Origin of the sequence: Deinococcus aquiradiocola, assembly GCF_014646915.1 — a bacterium.
Classification (GTDB): domain Bacteria; phylum Deinococcota; class Deinococci; order Deinococcales; family Deinococcaceae; genus Deinococcus; species Deinococcus aquiradiocola.
The window spans coordinates 41,662-56,216 of record NZ_BMOE01000018.1; the positions used below are offsets into that span (position 1 = coordinate 41,662).

Annotated in this window: 14 protein-coding genes; 12 read left to right on the top strand and 2 right to left on the bottom strand. The window is 69.9% G+C overall.

Going from position 1 to position 14,555, the window contains the following annotated elements; translation table 11 throughout:
• Nucleotides 1-30: 30 nt before the first annotated feature.
• Nucleotides 31-408: a hypothetical protein gene (locus tag IEY33_RS17355; protein WP_188964557.1), complete on the bottom strand. Its 378-nt coding sequence runs from the start codon at nucleotides 406-408 to the stop codon at nucleotides 31-33.
• An 88-nt stretch (nucleotides 409-496) separates the two neighbouring features.
• On the opposite strand from IEY33_RS17355, the gene hydA reads away from it, so the two are divergent.
• The 10 genes from hydA to IEY33_RS17405 all read left to right on the top strand — a co-directional run bounded on the left by hydA (nucleotide 497) and on the right by IEY33_RS17405 (nucleotide 11,204).
• The gene (hydA, locus tag IEY33_RS17360; RefSeq protein ID WP_188964558.1) at nucleotides 497-1,855 is read left to right on the top strand and encodes a dihydropyrimidinase; all 1,359 of its coding nucleotides are present in this window, start codon (nucleotides 497-499) and stop codon (nucleotides 1,853-1,855) included.
• 187 nt (nucleotides 1,856-2,042) lie between these two features.
• Entirely contained in the window at nucleotides 2,043-2,861 is an 819-nt protein-coding gene (locus tag IEY33_RS17365) for an ABC transporter ATP-binding protein (RefSeq protein ID WP_229671124.1), read from the top strand.
• Entirely contained in the window at nucleotides 2,858-3,724 is an 867-nt protein-coding gene (locus IEY33_RS17370) for an ABC transporter permease (protein WP_229671125.1), read from the top strand. The genes IEY33_RS17365 and IEY33_RS17370 overlap by 4 nt, the downstream gene beginning before the upstream one ends.
• Complete coding sequence (locus tag IEY33_RS17375) at nucleotides 3,721-4,698, top strand: ABC transporter permease (RefSeq protein WP_229671126.1); 978 nt, start codon at nucleotides 3,721-3,723, stop codon at nucleotides 4,696-4,698. Before IEY33_RS17370 ends, IEY33_RS17375 begins: the two co-directional genes overlap by 4 nt.
• 265 nt (nucleotides 4,699-4,963) lie before the next feature.
• Nucleotides 4,964-6,049 carry an ABC transporter substrate-binding protein gene (locus tag IEY33_RS17380; protein WP_188964559.1) on the top strand — a complete coding sequence of 362 codons (1,086 nt, stop codon included), beginning with the start codon at nucleotides 4,964-4,966 and terminating at the stop codon, nucleotides 6,047-6,049.
• Between the two features lie 346 nt (nucleotides 6,050-6,395).
• On the top strand, nucleotides 6,396-6,770 hold the full coding sequence (locus IEY33_RS17385; RefSeq protein WP_188964560.1) for a DUF3060 domain-containing protein: 375 nt from the start codon (nucleotides 6,396-6,398) through the stop codon (nucleotides 6,768-6,770).
• A 142-nt stretch (nucleotides 6,771-6,912) separates the two neighbouring features.
• On the top strand, nucleotides 6,913-8,154 hold the full coding sequence (locus IEY33_RS17390) for a hydantoinase/carbamoylase family amidase (protein WP_188964561.1): 1,242 nt from the start codon (nucleotides 6,913-6,915) through the stop codon (nucleotides 8,152-8,154).
• Between the two features lie 64 nt (nucleotides 8,155-8,218).
• A complete protein-coding gene (locus tag IEY33_RS17395; protein ID WP_188964562.1) occupies nucleotides 8,219-8,971 on the top strand; it encodes a PucR family transcriptional regulator in 753 nt (250 codons plus the stop codon).
• 339 nt (nucleotides 8,972-9,310) lie between these two features.
• Nucleotides 9,311-10,522, top strand: a complete 1,212-nt coding sequence (locus IEY33_RS17400) for a GGDEF domain-containing protein (RefSeq protein WP_188964563.1) — start codon at nucleotides 9,311-9,313, stop codon at nucleotides 10,520-10,522.
• 97 nt (nucleotides 10,523-10,619) lie between these two features.
• The gene (locus IEY33_RS17405; RefSeq protein ID WP_188964564.1) at nucleotides 10,620-11,204 is read left to right on the top strand and encodes a 5-formyltetrahydrofolate cyclo-ligase; all 585 of its coding nucleotides are present in this window, start codon (nucleotides 10,620-10,622) and stop codon (nucleotides 11,202-11,204) included.
• 13 nt (nucleotides 11,205-11,217) lie between these two features.
• Here the strand turns inward: IEY33_RS17405 and IEY33_RS17410 are convergent, their stop codons facing one another.
• Nucleotides 11,218-12,399: a S1C family serine protease gene (locus tag IEY33_RS17410; protein WP_188964565.1), complete on the bottom strand. Its 1,182-nt coding sequence runs from the start codon at nucleotides 12,397-12,399 to the stop codon at nucleotides 11,218-11,220.
• 121 nt (nucleotides 12,400-12,520) lie between these two features.
• On the opposite strand from IEY33_RS17410, the gene IEY33_RS17415 reads away from it, so the two are divergent.
• Together IEY33_RS17415 and IEY33_RS17420 are read left to right on the top strand one after the other, a co-directional pair.
• Complete coding sequence (locus IEY33_RS17415; protein WP_188964566.1) at nucleotides 12,521-12,994, top strand: gamma-glutamylcyclotransferase family protein; 474 nt, start codon at nucleotides 12,521-12,523, stop codon at nucleotides 12,992-12,994.
• A 77-nt stretch (nucleotides 12,995-13,071) separates the two neighbouring features.
• Entirely contained in the window at nucleotides 13,072-14,292 is a 1,221-nt protein-coding gene (locus tag IEY33_RS17420) for a 2,3-bisphosphoglycerate-independent phosphoglycerate mutase (RefSeq protein ID WP_188964567.1), read from the top strand.
• Nucleotides 14,293-14,555 lie beyond the last annotated feature (263 nt).

The window sequence follows — 14,555 nt, forward strand, 5'->3', positions numbered from 1 at the left end:
GGTGTTCCCTCTGTTCTGCCGAGGGAAGACTTACGCACCGAGTTGACGCAGAACGTCATGAAGGATTGCAACCGGGTAAATCCAGATCACGAGAGCGAACAGGCCGAGGAGTGCTCCGAGGACACCCAGGATGAGGGTACGCCTCCCCTTCCGGAATCGGAGCGACAGTGCGGTGGCAGCGGCGGTCAGGAGAATCTGCCAGACGATGACGCTCACAGGATGCCGACTCATCACTTCGATCGCGCCCCCCAACGTGGGTAGGGAAACACCAGCAGCATCCGTAATACCAAACGTTTGCCGGGCATGATTCAGTCCCCGAACGACCAGACCAGCAAACGCCAGTTCAGCCACCAGGGCAATCCCGACAGAAGTCATGACATTCTGACGATCAAGAGCCTTCGTTGTCATTTCCGCCTCCTCCCCATTTGAAATTCTGTCCAGATTTCTCTGCGTACATGGCTGGACGGTAACACAGGGCAGAACCTCAGGAGACCGCATGACCCTACTCATTCAGAACGGTACTGTCGTCACGCACGAGCGGCAATTCGTGGCGGACATTTTCATCGAGGGCGAGATCATCACGGCCATCGGGGCGCATCTGGAGGTGCCAGAGGGCGCGCGGGTCATCGATGCGAGCGGGAAGTACGTGTTTCCGGGCTTCATCGATCCGCATGTGCACATCCATCTGCCGTTCATGGGGACGTTCGCAAAGGACACGCATGCGACGGGGTCGCAGGCGGCACTGGTGGGCGGGACGACCACGTTCATCGAGATGCTCGCGCCGGGCGGGAGTGAGCGTCTGATGGACGGGTGGCGCACGTGGACGGGCATGGCGGAGGGTCGCAGCGCGTGCGATTACACCTTTCATATCGGCGTGACCCGCTGGGACGATGAGACGGAGGCGACGCTGCGGGAGCTGGCGGCGCAGGGCATGAAGTCCTTCAAGGTGTTCCTGGCGTACAAGGGGGCGTTCGGGATTGATGATGCGGCGCTGTACCGGACGCTGGCGCTGGCGAAAGAGCTGGGCGTGATCGTGACGGCGCACTGCGAGAACGCGGAGCTGGTGGCGCAGTTGCAGGGGAAGCTGCTGGCGGAGGGGAAGACGGGGCCGGAGTGGCACGAGCCGAGCCGTCCGGAGAGCGTGGAGGCGGAGGGCACGGCGCACTTCGCGACGTTTCTGGAGATGACGGGCGCGAAGGGGTACGTGGTGCACCTGAGCAATGCGCTGGCATTGAAGGCGGCGCTGGACGCGAAGGCGCGCGGGGTGGACATCAGTGTGGAGGGGGTGGTGCCGCACTTCCTGCTGGACCGGACGCTGACGGAGCGGGAGGACGGCGCGAAGTTCGTGATGTCGCCGCCCCTGCGGGACAGGTCGAATCAGGCGGTGCTGTGGCGGGCGCTGGAGGACGGGCTGATCGACACGGTCGGCACGGATCACTGTCCGTTCGACGTGGCGCAGAAGGACATGGGGCGGGAGAATTTCACGCTCATCCCGAACGGCATTCCGGCCATCGAGGACCGCGTGAACCTGATGTACACGTACGGCGTGAGTCGCGGGGAGTTGAGCCTGACGAGGTTCGTGGACGCGCTCAGCACCCGGCCCGCGCAGCTGTTCGGGCTGTACCCGCGCAAGGGTGCGGTGGCGGTGGGGAGTGACGCGGACCTCGTGATCTACGACCCGGCCTACCGGGGGCACATTTCGGCGGCCACGAGTCACATGAACACCGATTACAGCGCGTTCGAGGGCTGGGAGATCGACGGGCGGCCCGAGGTGGTCACGGTGCGCGGGCAGGTGGCGGTGGAGGGCGGCGCGTTCGTGGGTGACGCGGGGCGCGGGCAGCTGCTCAGGCGGTAGTGGAGGGTGGCCGGGGCGCCGTGAAGGACGCTGTCGAGGTGGTGTGCAGGGGCGGTCGTCCGTTCCGTCGCCTGTCGAGGGCGCACGAGCAGCTCCACTCCCCACCGCTCTGGAATGACATTCACTCGCTCCGCTCGGCCATGAACGCTTCTCGGCTTGCAGGACAGATGGTTCAGGGGAGGTTTCCGTGACGCAAACTGCTCAGAGTTCCACTTCCGTTCCGCTGCAGGGTTCGCCGGAGGCGCCGATCGTGTCGGTGCGTGACCTGCAGATGGTGTTTCAGGTGCCGGGCGGTCAGACGGTCGCGCTGCAGGACGCGAACCTCAGCATCGAGAGGGGCGAGTTCATCAGCCTGATCGGGCCGAGCGGGTGCGGCAAGACCACGCTGCTGCGCCTGCTGGCGGACCTGGTGCAGCCGACCGGCGGGCAGATCCTGATCGCGGGCCGTTCGGCGCAGGCGGCGCGGCAGGAGCGGCAGTACGGGTACGTGTTCCAGGCGCCCGCACTGATGGAATGGCGCAGCGTGCTGAAGAACGTGCTGCTGCCGCTGGAGGTCATGAACGTGCCGGGAGACCGCGTGGGCCGGGCGCGCGAGATGCTGCGGCTGGTGGGGCTGGAGAAGTTCGAGCGGAATTACCCGTGGCAGCTGTCGGGCGGGATGCAGCAGCGCGTGAGCATCGCGCGGGCGCTGGCGTTCGACCCGCCGCTGCTGTTCATGGACGAGCCGTTCGGGGCGCTGGACGAGATCACGCGCGAGAAGTTGAACCTGGAGCTGCTGCGCCTGTGGCGCGAGACGGGCAAGACCGTGATCTTCGTGACGCACAGCATTCCGGAGGCGGTATTCCTGAGCACACGGGTGGTGGTGATGACGGCCCGGCCCGGCAAGATCGAGGGGATCGTGGACGTGGACCTGCCGCACCCGCGCAGCGACGAGACGCGCGAACTGCCGAGGTTCTTCGAGATCGCCACCCAGATCCGCGAGCTGCTGAAACGGGGGCATTCGTGACGCTGCCGCGCCGCTCGCCGCTGCTGCCGATGCTGGTGGTGGCGGCCGTGGCGGCCCTGCTGTACCTGCCCTTGATGGTGTGGGCGAACTACGGTCCGGCGGCCAGGACCCTGGCGAGCGGCGCGGAACTGGAGTGCAGGACGGCGCTCGCGTGCGCGACGCAGCTGCGCAACCCGGTGCTGCCGTCGCCGGGACAGCTGGCGGGCGGCTTCCGGGCGCTGAGCGTGCCGCTGACCTCGCCGCTGTCCGCGCCGTACAACGCGGTCGTGACGGGCGGCGAGACGCTGCTGGGGCTGGCGCTCGGGGCGGTGGTGGGGCTGGCGCTGGCGGTGCTGCTCGTCGCGAGCCGCAGCTTCGAGCGCGCGACCCTGCCGTGGCTGGTCGCGTCGCAGACGGTGCCGATCGTGGCGATCGCGCCGATGCTGGCGGTGCTGCTCGGGCAGTACGGCGTGCAGGGCTTCCTGCCGAAGGCGATCATCGCGGCGTTCATCGCGTTCTTCCCGGTCGCGGTCGGCATGAGCCGGGGCCTGCGCAGCCCGGACGCGCTGCAGCTGGACCTGATGCGGACGTACAGCGCCTCGGGCAGTCAGACGTTCCGGCTGCTGCGCTTCCCGGCGAGCGTGCCGTACCTGTTCACGGCCCTGAAGGTCGCGGCGACGGCGGCGCTGGTGGGCAGCATCGTCGCGGAGATCAGCACCATCAGCTTCTCGGGGCTCGGCAAGATGCTGGCCGAGAACTCCCGCGCGAGCGACACGATCGCCCTGTGGGTGATCATGGTGTACGGCGCGGTGCTGGGCGTGACGCTGGTGGGCCTGGTGGGCCTCGCGGAGCGGCTCGTGACGCCCTGGAAGGTCCGCGCGTGACGGGCGGCACGGTGAGCGTGCCCGCCCGCACGCCGGGGCGCGCGGCGAGCGTGGGAACGCTGGCCCTGGCGGTGGCCATGGCGGGCCTGCTGGGCGCGTGCCTGCTGCTCGCCCGGCAGCCGCAGCCCACGTCGCCCGCCGCGTGGCTGCTGGGCGTGCTGGCACTGCTGGTGCTGGGCGGGGTGGGCGTGCGCTCGGCCGCGCAGGGCGAGTCGCGCGCCGCGCGGACCCTCCCGGCCGTGTTCACGCTGCTGCTGGGCGTGCTGGGCGCGGAGGCGCTGCTGCGCGCGTACGCGGTGCCTGCCGGGCTGATCCCCACGCCGAGCCTCGTGCTGCGCGCCCTGTGGAACGCGCGGACGGTGCTCCTGCAGGACACGCTGTACACCTTCGGGCTGGAGGGCCTGCTCGGCTTCCTGCTCGGCACGCTGGCGGGCCTGCTGCTGGCGCTGGTGGTCGTCCGTTTCCGCTTCCTGGAGCTGGGGCTGCTGCCGTACGCGGCGCTGTTCTCCAGCATTCCCATCGTGGCGCTCGCGCCGGTCATCGTGAAGGCAGTGGGGCTGGAGTGGCCGAGCAAGACGCTGGTGGTGGCCGTCACGGTGCTGTTCCCGGTCGTGGTGGGCGCGGTGCGTGGCCTGCAGTCGGCGCAGCCGCTGCACCTGGACCTGATGCACACGTACGCTGCGGCGCCCGCGCAGACGTTCCGTGAGGTGCGCGTCCCGAGCGCGCTGCCGTTCGTGTTCGGCGCGCTGAAGGTCGGCAGTACGCTGGCGCTCATCTCGGCAATCGTGGCGGAGTTCTTCGGGACGGACGGGCACGGGCTGGGCTTCCGCATTCAGATCGAGGTGGGGCGCTTCAACCTGGACATCGTGTGGGCGGCCATCGTGCTGAGCAGCGTGGTCGGCATCGCGTTCTTCAGCGCGGTGGGCCTGCTGGAGCGCCGCCTGGTGACGGGCGCGCCCGGACGGGACGCGTGACGCGCGCCGCGCCCGCAGCGGGAACCGTCCCGCCGGGAGCCGCCATGCCATGACGTTCCAGCGCCAGGCGCCCCGGCCCGCGCGGCCGTTCACCGCAAGTCCGTACCGCCTCGTCTGCGTTCCGTTCAATTCCCGGACAGTCGGGACTTCACCGCCTGTCCGTCCATCTCCCGGAACGCATCCATTTCCTTCTCGTGCCACTCGGATTGAACCCGCACACCCCGCGGGATTCCATCGGAATCTGTCTCACTCCCCGGAGGGAACCATGAAGCACACCGCCAGACTGACCGCCACCATCGCCGCCGCCCTGCTCGTCTCGGCCGCCACGTCCAGCGCAGGCGCGCAGAAGCTCGTGCCGGTGAAACTCCAGCTGAAGTGGTTCCCGCAGGCGCAGTTCGCGGGCTTCTTCGTCGCGCAGGCCAAGGGGTACTTCAAGGCCGAGGGCCTCGACGTGACGCTGCTGCCCATCGGGGACCAGAGCCCCATCCAGACGGTCGCGACGGGCGCGGCGGACTTCGGCACCACCTGGATCACGGACCTGCTCACGGCCCGCCAGCAGGGCATCCCGGTCGTGCACATCGCGCAGCTGTTCCAGAAGAGCGGGTACACCCTGGTCGCCCTGAAGAGCAGCGGCCTGAAAGCGCCCGCCGACTTCAAAGGGAAGCGCGTGGGCGTCTGGCCGAGCGGGAACGAGTACCCGGCCGTGGCGCTCCTCAAGAAGTACGGGCTGACCACCAGCCTGGACTCCACCGTCAGCAACCCCAGCGTGCAGGCCGTCACGTACCCCTTCGATCCGAGCATCGTGTTCCCCGACAAGGTGGACCTCGTGAGCGCCATGACGTACAACGAGGTCGACCAGATCGTGGGCCTCGGGTACCCGCTCGACAAGCTGCAGGTGTTCCACGCGTCGGACTACGGCATCAACCTGCTCGAGGACCTGATGTTCACGTCGCAGCGGGTGCTGGACGACAAGAACTTCAGGGGGAGCGGCATGACGGGCCGCCAGATCGCCGCGAAACTCGTGCGCGCGAGCCTGAAAGGCTGGAATTACGCCGTCGCGAACCAGAAGGAAGCCGTGACGGACGTGCTCGTGCAGTGCGGGAACACCTGCAAGGGCAGCGGCAGCCGCGCCAGCGCCAGCGGGCACCAGACGTGGCAGATGACCGAAGTGGCCAAACTGTACCAGGCGGGCCCCACCCTGAAAGGCATGGCCGGATACCTCGACCCGGCCGTGTACAGGGCGAACGTGACGCTGCTGAAGTCCCTCGGCATCCTCAAGGCCGACCCGGCGGCGGGCGCGGTCGATTACGGCGTGTGGGAAGCGGCGACCGGCAAGAAAGCCATGAAGTGATGCGGTGTTGAGCTGAACTCCAGGAGTTCAGCCGAGCAAAGCGGGCACTGACGAGTACGGTGTTGAGGAGATGGAAGGGCTTCCCTGGCATCGGATCAACACCGTATGACGCCCGTTCCGGCCGGTTCCGTCCCCTCAGCGGGGTCGGCCCGGGCGGGGCGGGCAGGAGGAAGCGGAACCCGCACGGTGGTCAGCCCGTGCCCCTTGCGGAATCCGGCCGGGCGGCGCGAGGATGGAACGGCACGGCTTCACCGGCCCCGGCCCGGACGGCGGGCGGGGCCATCCTTTCGCTCCCGTGGCGGTCAGGCGGCCCGGCCGCCGACCGCCCGCTCCCGCCGGAGGTCTCATGCCCACGTCCCACACGTCTCCCCTCGCCGCCGCCCTCGTGGCGGTCCTCGCTCTGCACGGCGTGACGGCCGCGCAGAGCGCCACCATGACCGTGCCGGGCCTGGGACAGGTCCTCGCCGGGAACGCGACCCGGCAGACGCTCGACTGCCAGGGCGGCGCCATGACCGTGAACGGCAACGACAACCGCGTCACCCTGAAGGGCCGCTGCCTGCGCGTGAGCGTGAATGGCAACGGCAACACCGTCACGGCAGGCACGGTCGGGCAGATCATCGTTCACGGGCGCGGCAACGCCGTCCGCTGGCACCGCGCGATCAGCGGCACGCGGCCCGCCGCCACCCTCACCGGCAGCGGCAACACCACCCCCCACTACTGAGACGCGTTCCGTTCCATTCCCGGATCCCGGAACGCGCGTCTTTCCTCCCCGTTCCACCCGGATTGCACCTGCACACACTGCGGGATTCCACCGGGATCGGTACGGGAGCGGCCCCGGCCGCAACGACAAGGAGTCTGCATTCATGCCCCTGGACCCGAAACGCACCGTGCAGGAACTCAAGGACTTCCGCGCCCTGACCGGCGACGAACACGGCGCGCAACGCGTCGCGTTCACCGACACGTGGCTCACCGCGCGCCGCTTCCTGCAGGACCGCCTGGACGCCCTGCCCGTCCTGCAGCACATGGACGCCGCCGGGAACTGGTGGGCGACCCTGCCGGGCGAATCGCCGCGCGAACTCCTGATCGGCGGGCACCTGGACAGCGTCCCGAACGGCGGGTGGCTGGACGGCTGCCTGAACGTCCTCGCGGGCCTGGAGGTCCTGCGGCGCGTGAACGAGCAGTACGCGGGCAGGCCGCCCGTCACGGTGCGCCTCGTGGACTGGGCGGACGAGGAAGGCGCACGGTTCGGCCGGAGCCTGTACGGCAGCAGCGCCGCCAGCGGGCACTTCGACGTGCAGCAGATGGCGACCCTCGCGGACCGGGACGGCGTCACGCTCGGCCAGGCGCTCGAACGGGTCGGCGTGACGCTCGCCGACGCTCCGCAGGCGCAGGCGGAACTGCGGAACGCCGCCGCGTACCTCGAACTGCACATCGAGCAGGGCCCCGTGCTGGAGGGCCTGGGCCTGCCGCTCGGCCCGGTCCTCGGGACGGTCGGCGTGGAGCGCCACACCGTCACCTTCCACGGGCAGGCGGCGCACAGCGGCAGCACGCCCATGAACGTCCGCCGCGACGCGCTGCTCGCCGCCGCGCGACTGGCGCAGGAGATCTACGTCATCGCGCAGCGGCACGCGGGCGTCTGCACCGTCGGCAGCGTCAAGACCCTGCCCGGCATCGTGACGAGCGTCGTGGAGACCTGCGAGATCACCCTCGACCAGCGCCACCTGAACGCCGAGCACCTGGCCGCCATGTGGCAGGAAGCGCAGGACGCCGCCCGCACCTTCGCTGACGAGGGCGGCTGCACCGTGAGCTTCGGTCACATCTGGAACATCGAACCGATCCTGTTCCACCCGGAACTGATCGACGCGGCCGAGGCGAGCATCCTGAACCTCACGCCCGGCACGCACCGCCTCCCCAGCGGCCCCCTCCACGACGCCGCCGAGATCGCCCGGGCAGGCGTGCCGACCGTGATGCTGTTCGTGCAGTCCCTGCGCGGCATCAGCCACAACAGGATCGAGGACACGCTCGAGGACCACATCGAGATGAGCGTCCAGGCGCTCGACACCCTGACCGAGAAGACGATGGCCTGGATTCAGGCACAGGCGTGACACGTCCTCGCACGGCGCTCCGTGAGGTCCGGCGCGTGTGGCGTGGGCGCCGGAGCAGGACCGGATGACCCGCACGCTTCCGACGCTTGCTGAACTGTTGACCCTGGCGGCCTTTTCGGGTGCCGAGGTGCTGAGCGGGCACGCGCGGCTCGCGCAGCCGGTGACGTGGGTGCACGTGTCGGAGGTGCTGGACGCGGCGCGGTTCCTGTCGGGCGGTGAGTTGCTGCTGTCGACCGGGTCGCTGCTGGCGCAGGCGTCCGCGCAGGGACAGGCGGATTTCGTGCGTTCGCTGGCGGAGGGGGGCGCACAGGGGCTGGTGCTGGAGCTGGTGCAAGGGTTCCGGGACGTGCCGGTCGAGGTGCTGGGGGCGGCTCGGCTGTACGGGTTTCCGCTGGTGGTGTTCCGGCAGGAGGTGAGTTTCGCGCGGCTGACGCGGGTGGCGCACGCGCGGATCCTGAGCGCGCGGGGCGAGGTGCGCGAGGCGTCGCTGTCGCCGCTGCTGGACGCGCTGGCCGAGACGGGCCGCAGCGTGGATTTCCTGCAGGGGCAGCTGGGGCCGCTGCTGGCCCTGCCGACCCGGCCGCGCACGGTGCTGATGGGTACGCTGGACGCGCTGCTGCAGACGAATTTCAACATGGCGGAGTCCGCGCGGCGCCTGGGGGTGCGGCGGCAGACGATGTACTACCGGATCGAGCAGCTGCGGGCCATGCTGGGTGACCTGAACGACCCGAAACGGCAGCTGGGCCTGCATCTGGCGCTGGAGTTGACGCGGTCCGAGGCGGGCGAGGTGATGCGCGAGGAGCGGCCTCACACCTGAAGAGTGAGGGCCGGTGTGAACAGTCCGTGCAGCTCCCCTCTCCTGTGGGGCGGCATGTGAAGGTTTCGCTGCCTGAAAGAAACGGGTTTCAGGTATACTTCATGTCAAGCTCAGGCAGTGTGGGTCATCGCCTGCTGCGGCTCGCCCCTGAGCAGAGCGTCGTGCCTCCATCTCCAGCTCCCCACACGCGACGGGGTTCACCGGTTTCACCCATCACATCCAGCGCAGCACGACCGGCAGGCCGGGAGCGACCCATGGAGAGACGGACGGCAGCATGAAGCACAGCCCGCGCAGCACTCCCGCGTCCAGGACGGCGCGCCCCCACGCGAGGGGCGGCGCGTGAGGGGCCTGTGGGGCCTGGGAGGTGGGCAGGACCGCCTGACCACGCAGACGTGGAACAACGTGCAGCGCACCGTGTACCTGTGGTTCGGTCCGGTCGGGGTGCTGGCGTGCGCGGCGGCACTCGCCACGCAGTGGCACAGCATGGATCCCTTCGACCGCGTGGCGTTGCCGCTGCTGGCGCTGGAGCTGCTGCTCACGACGACCGCGCTGGCCGTGCGCGTCATGAGTGTCGCGGCGGCCACGCGCATCACGTTCCTGTGCACCACCGCGTACTTCCTGGTGGGCCTCAACCATCAGTTCTGGTGGTTCGTGCCGCACTACCAGATGCTCAGCGAGAGCACCTTCTGGTTCGCGGTGCTGTACGCCACGGCGTTCATCGCGTTCCGGGGGGAGCGGGCCATTCAGGTGTGCGCGGGAATCTTCGCGGCGTCGCTCGTGATCTGCGGGGTGCAGCTGGGCCTGCTGGGCGGGCGGGGGCAGCTCACGTTCCGGATGGTGGCGTCGTGCGTGCAGTTCCTGATCTCGAGCGGCGTGCTGGTCGTCGCGCAGTACGCGGTCGGGAAGCTGAGGCAGCAGCTGGATCAGGTGCGGGCCGCCGCGTACCTGGACGCCCTGACGGGCCTCCCGAACCGCCGGTACGCGCAGGGGCAGCTGGAGGACCTGCTCGCGGCGGGCCGCAGCTTCAGTCTGGTGATGCTGGACATCGACCACTTCAAGCAGGTGAACGACACGTACGGGCATCAGGCGGGCGACATGGTGCTGCGCGAGACGGCCCGCGTGGTCGGCCGTCACCTGCACGGCACGCAGTTCATGGCCCGCTGGGGCGGCGAGGAGTTCGTGCTGGTGCTGCCGGGCCTGCACAAGCGCGAGGGGAAACAGCTGGCGGAAGCGGCCCGCCGGGACCTGTACGAGCACGTCTTCGATCAGGTGGGCGGCCTCACCGCGAGTTTCGGCGTGTCGGAATTCGCGGTGGGCGACGATCTGGAGAAGGTGATGCGCCGCGCGGACGCCGCCCTGTACGCCGCGAAACGCCAGGGCCGCAACGGGGTGCGCGTCGCGATGGAGGACGGCCGCCTGACACGGCTCGACCTGCCGGACGCCGACACCGCACTCGACACGGCGCCCGGCGCGGACACTGCACCCGGCACAGCGGCACGCCAGGACCGCCGCGAGGCGAGGCAGGCAGCCCGGCGCATGCCCGGCGACTGATACGGTGTTGAGCTGAACTTCTGAAGTTCGGCCGGGCGAGGCGAGCAACAGGTCCGGTCCTGAGCCGAAACGTGCCGTGGCGCGGCACAATGGGCGGGTGACGTCGCCTCTCCCCTCTCCCGAGTTCGGGCCGCCGGCACCGGACGCGCCGAAGTCGGTGTGGCGTGCGTGGGCGCGGGCGGTGCGGGCGGCACTGCCGGAACCGGACCACGCGGGCGTGTGCGCGGAGCTGCTGGCGTGGTTGCGGGCGCGCGGGGCGCGGCGGGTGCTGGCGTATCACGCGTTGCCGGGCGAGCCGGACGTGTCGGGCCTGGCGGGGCACGTGCAGCTGTTCACGACGCGTGCCGTGTTCCGGCCCAGTGCGCGCCTGACGCTGCACGACTGGCATGCTGCGACTGAAGTGAGTCGTTTCGGGGCGCTGCAGCCGCCGCGCGGGACGCCGGAGGTGCCGCGCGGCGAGGTGGACGTGGTGCTGCTGCCGGGCCTCGCCTTCGACCGGCGCGGGTGGCGGCTGGGGTACGGGGGCGGCTTCTACGACCGGCTGCTGGAAGTCTGGGACGTACCGACGGTCGGCGTGACGCCCGCGGCGCTGTGGGTGCCGCACGTACCGCACGAGGCGCATGACCTGCCGGTGAGGTTCGTGGCGACCGAGGACGGGGTGCGCGAGATCCGGCCGGACTGAGGCGGGCGGCGGGTCAGGGTTTCGTCTGGCCGAGCGAGATGGTGCGCGGCGCGAGCTTCACGGTGAACCGCAGTGGCGTGAGCGCCCCGTCGCGGTACACGGTGAGCGTGACCTGATCCCCGACGCTGTGGCTGCGGATGGCGGCCAGGAACTGCAGGTAGTCGCTGACGCCGGTGCCGTTCACGGCCGTGATGACGTCGCCGGTCGCGTGGGTGGGGACGCCGTTCTCGTCGAAGCGCGTGGCTTTCAGGGGGCGCAGGCCTGCCGTGTCGGCGGGACCGCCGGGAATGACGCGGTCGAACACGAAGCCGACCCGGCCGCCCAGGCCGAGGTTGCGGAAGAAGCTGACGGGCAGCTCGTAGTCCGCGAGGGACGTGCTGATGCCGACGACGGGCGCCTCGCGTTTCAGTCCGGCGCGCAGCTGCGCCAGCAGGGCGCTGCTGGCCGTGACGGGCACGGCGTACGAGCTGGTGTTCAGGGTGGCGCGGTACGCGGCGACGCTGGCGGTCGGCGGGAGCGCGTCCGTTTTCGGGCCGGGCTGCAGGCGGATGTAGCTGGTGATCCCGATGAGCTGCCCTGCCTCGTTGAGGATGGGGCCGCCGCTGTCGCCGGGCGCGAGGGGCGCGTCGAGCTGCAGGGTGCCGGGCGGGAAGTCCGCGCGGCCCGCCTGGGCGTCCAGCGCGAGAAGGCGTCCGCTCTTGGGTTGCAGGAACTTCCCGCCGGAGTTGCCGATGGCGAGCGCCAGCTGACCGACCCTGGGGGCCTGCGGAGCGAGCGGCACGAACGGCGCGCCCTTCACGTCGATCTTCAGGAGGGCGAGGTCGTGCGGTTCGTCGAAGCCGACGACCGTGACCGGGTAGCGTTTCCTGTCGAGCGTGACGGCCTGCAGTCGGTCCGCGCCGAACACGACGTGGTACGCCGTCAGAACGCTGCCGTCCGCGCTGACGAGGACGCCGCTGCCCAGACCGTTCGGGTCCTCGCACTGCGGGTCTTCCTCGGCGGGCGCGCAGTCGTCGATCTCCAGCGCGGCGGGCCGGAACTTCTGGTAGAGCGGCGCGAGCGTGGCGGGCAGTCCGGCCGCCACCTGCGGGGCGGCCGGGGCGGGCCGGGAGGTCTTCTGCGCCCCGGCGGGCGCGGCGAGCAGCAGCAGGACGGACAGCCCCAGGACCCGGCGGTGGGCGCGCGCAACGTTCATGCTTCAGTATGCGCCGCGCCCCGTCCGGTCAGTTGTACGCCATCCCCGACTTCCGGGCCGGGGAGGCGTTCACGCTTCCTTGAGCGCGCGGCCGGTCCGGGCGGCGTGCCACACTGGAGGCATGCCTGCCGATCCCACCCCGGACCTTCCCAGCAGCGTCTTCGTGTACGGCACCCTGATGCCGGACGAACGGTACTCGGGCGTCGCGTCGGCCGCCGGAGCGCCGGAACGTGCGGAACGCGCGACCCTGCCGGGCTTCGTGCTGCACCACCTGAGCCCCGAAGGGTACCCGGCCGTGACGCCCGGCGCGGGGACCGTGCACGGCTGGGTGCTGCACTACGCGCCCGGCACGTGGGCGGCCGCGCTCGCGCACCTGGACGACCTGGAGGGCCTGCACCTGCGCCCGCCGCTGTACCGGCGCGTTCCGGCCACGCCCGTCACGGACGCCGGGACGGGCCGCGCGTGGGTGTACGTGTACGCCCGCGAGGCGCGCCTCTCGGCGCCCGGCGCTGTCCCGGTGCCGTCCGGACGCTGGACGGACGTCCCGGACCGGCACGCTCCCACCCCCTGGCCCGGCGACGAGACGGAGGCGTGACGCGGCGCGCGTGAACATGAACGGGCTGGCTATCCCGCCCTGACCCCCGGCACGCCTGCGTGGCCTACACTTAGCGTATGCTTGACACCATCAAGGCACTCGCCAAGAAGACCGACTCGAAGATTCTGATGGTCGTGCTGGACGGCGTGGGCGGCCTCCCGCTCGAACTGGGCGGCGACACCGAACTCGCCACTGCCGTCACGCCGAACCTCGACGCACTCGCCAAGAACGCGCAGCTCGGGCAGGTGGAACTCGTCGGGGCGGGCATCACGCCCGGCAGCGGCCCCGGTCACCTCAGCCTGTTCGGGTACGACCCCCTGAAGTTCGTCGTCGGTCGCGGGGCCCTGAGTGCCGTCGGCATCGGCGTGAAGCTCGGCGCGGGCGACGTGGCCGTGCGCGGCAACTTCGCGACGCTCGGTGCGGGCCGCGTCGTCGAGGACCGCCGCGCGGGCCGCCCCAGCGACGAGAAGAACGCCGAGATCGTCGGTCAGCTCAGGGCCGCCATTCCCGAGATCGGCGGCGTGAAGGTCGAGATCTACACCGAGTCCGAGCACCGCTTCGTGGTGGTGTTCCGTAACCCCGGCGCGGGCCTCGGCGCGAACATCAGCGACGTGGACCCCCAGGCGACCGGCGTGCAACCCCTCACCGCGCAGGCGCACGACGACGCCAGCCGTCAGACGGCCGACCTCGTGAACACCTTCGTCACGCGCGCCGAGGAGGCCCTCAAGGACGAGCCGCAGGTGAACGGCGTGCTGTTCCGCGGGTACAGCGACGTGCCGCACTTCCCCAGCATGGACGACATCTACGGCCTGAAGGCCGCCTGCATCGCCAGCTACCCCATGTACAAGGGCCTCGCGAGCCTCGTCGGGATGGACGTGCTGGACGTCGAGGGGCACGAGGACGCCCTGGACGGCAAGGTCGCCGCCCTGCAGGCCAACTGGGACAAGTACGACTTCTTCTACTTCCACGTCAAGAAGACGGACAGCACCGGCGAGGACGGCGACTTCCACGAGAAGGTCCACAAGATCGAGATCTTCGACGCGCTCCTCCCGCAGCTCCTGGCGCTGAAGCCCGACGTGATCGCCATCGTCGGTGACCACAGCACGCCCAGCAAGCTCGCCAGCCACAGCTGGCATCCCGTCCCGCTCCTCATCCACAGCGAGTACGCCCGCAAGGACGTGGCGGCCCGCTACACCGAGGAAGAAGCGCAGAAAGGCACGCTCGGCCTGCGCCGCGGCACGGACGTCATGCCGCTCCTGATGGCGAACGCCCTGAAACTCCAGAAGTACGGCGCGTAACTCCAGCAGTGGAGGAGGGCCGACCTGCCATGCGCGGTCGGCCCTCCTCCATTGATGTTCGCCGCATGCGCCCGGCCATCCACACGGCAGGCACAAAAAAAGCGCCCTTTCGGACGCTGATAAGGAAAGTATACCCCGGTATGCACCCGGTGTCAACTCATGCACGCGGGTGGTCGTGGACTCTTGGGCACGACAGTGGTTCAATGAACCATGAACGAGCTTACGTGTCCGCACTGCGGCGCCGTCCGCATCGTCAAAAACGG